The following is a 1683-nucleotide window of genomic DNA, read 5'->3' as shown; positions in this document are numbered from 1 at the left end:
CGGGCCTGGATGGCGGTGAGCTCCTCGGCCGCGGCATCGGCTCCGGCCCGGTCGCCACGGACCTCGGCGATCTCGGATCGTGCCGCGAGCAGCGGCGCGAGGCGGAGGTCACCGAACGGCGGGCGTTCCTTCCACGGCACCTCCATCGGGTACTCGATCTCGCCGCGCACCATCTCCTCGGCGACGTCGGCGCGTCCCTGCGCCAGCCGCACCAGGGCGAGCCCCGGCTGCGGTGACCACGCCCGCTCGTGCGCCTCGAGATAGGCCTCCTCGGCGCCGACGAGATCGCCCCGGAGCAGCCGGATGTTGCCCAGCTCGACCAACGGCCACCCGAACTCTCGACGCATCCACGGGCGGAGCTCGACGCAGGCAGCCAGCGCCTCCTCCTCCGCCGCTGCGGCCGGACCCGAGACGCGCAGCAGCTCGGCGCGATGGATCCGGCAGCGGCCGTTCGTCCCCCCGAAGGCCCGGCCCTGGCGCCAACGGTCCATGGTCTCGGTCCACTCCCGCGCGCGGTCGTGACGACCGACCCACTGCGCCGCGCAGATCAGCTCGCAGTAGACGTTGCCCGTGGTCAGCGGATCGAACGCGCCCGCTTCCAGGTCGGCCGCCAGCTCGTCGAGCATCGCGATCCCGCGGTCGACGTCGCCAGCGTGGATCGCCAGCCGGGCCAGTGCCGTCCGGCCCAGGCCCTGCGCCGGAGCGACGCCGAACAGCTGGCCGAGCTCGACCGCCTCCAGCGCGGGCTCCAGCGCCGACTCCGGGTCGCCCGACAGGAAGCGTTCATACGCAGCGACGATCGCCAGCAACGCGTGCACCGGGCCGGCCGGTGCGTCACCGAGCGACCGCTTCGCACGAGCCGTCCAGCCCCGGACCGGCGCCATCAGGCCGGTCTCGCAGAGCAGGTTGATGGCGACCATGGCGGCCGCCCGCGCGGCATCGACCGGTTCGCCGGCGGCTGTCTGGACGTCGTACAAGCGCTCCCAGGCGGAGACCGAGGCCTCGAACTCACCCGCGCCGTACGCCTCGACCGCCCGCGCCTCCAGCGCGGCAGGCGTGTCGGGGGTCGTCACTGTCGCATTGTGACACCGGTTGTCACGCCTCAGGGGTGAATCAGTTCCCCGACCACAGGAGCCCGTCATGCACCTCCCGAAGACCGACCTCCCGATCAAGATGAATGCCCTCGGCGCGACCGCCCGCCACCTCCCCAACTTCGGCATCGGGTCCGGCCCGCTGGCGGTCGAGTACTTCACCCTCGCCGCCGGTGTCGACATCGCACCGCTGCTGCAGGGCCTGCCCGACGACGCCTGCCAGGCCGAGCACTGGGGCTACCTGCTGAACGGCAAGGTCGTGGTGACCTACTCCGACGACTCCCAGGAGTTCTGCAGCGGCGGCGACGTCTTCTACTGGCCCGCGGGCCACTCGGTGCGCGTGGAGGAGGACGCCGACATGGTCCTGTTCAGCGCGCAGGACGAGCACCTGCAGGCGATGAACCACATGCTCGAGAAGCTCGCGACCATCCCCGCCTGAGGAAAAGTCGGCACCGGACTGATGCGCGTCGGCGTCGTTGGTGCCACCATCGGGAATGGATCTCGGGCATCCCGGAAGGACACCACCATGGACACCTCCACGGCCCGAGTCGCCCTTGCTGCGCTGGCCCTCCTGGCACCCGTGCTCGTCGGC

Annotated in this window: 2 protein-coding genes; one reads left to right on the top strand and one right to left on the bottom strand. The window is 71.7% G+C overall.

The features are described 5' to 3' along the window. The coding region (locus ACOADB_RS11405; protein WP_378598292.1) for a hypothetical protein at positions 1–1073 on the bottom strand (1073 nt) is incomplete at its 3' end. A gap of 67 nt (positions 1074–1140) precedes the next feature. On the opposite strand from ACOADB_RS11405, the gene ACOADB_RS11400 reads away from it, so the two are divergent. After that, positions 1141–1530, top strand: coding sequence for a hypothetical protein (locus ACOADB_RS11400; RefSeq protein ID WP_378598290.1), 390 nt, complete (start codon positions 1141–1143; stop codon positions 1528–1530). Positions 1531–1683: the final 153 nt, after the last annotated feature.

Source organism: Nocardioides sp. CPCC 206348 (genome assembly GCF_048654705.1).
Classification (GTDB): Bacteria; Actinomycetota; Actinomycetes; order Propionibacteriales; family Nocardioidaceae; genus Nocardioides.
Note: the sequence above shows the minus strand (reverse complement) of the source record. Positions and strands in the feature narration are given on the sequence as shown.

What these genes read in the sequence shown, in the direction of transcription:
- ACOADB_RS11400 (WP_378598290.1), top strand. Translation starts at nt 1,141, where the DNA reads ATGCACCTCCCGAAGACCGACCTCCCGATCAAGATGAATGCCCTCGGC.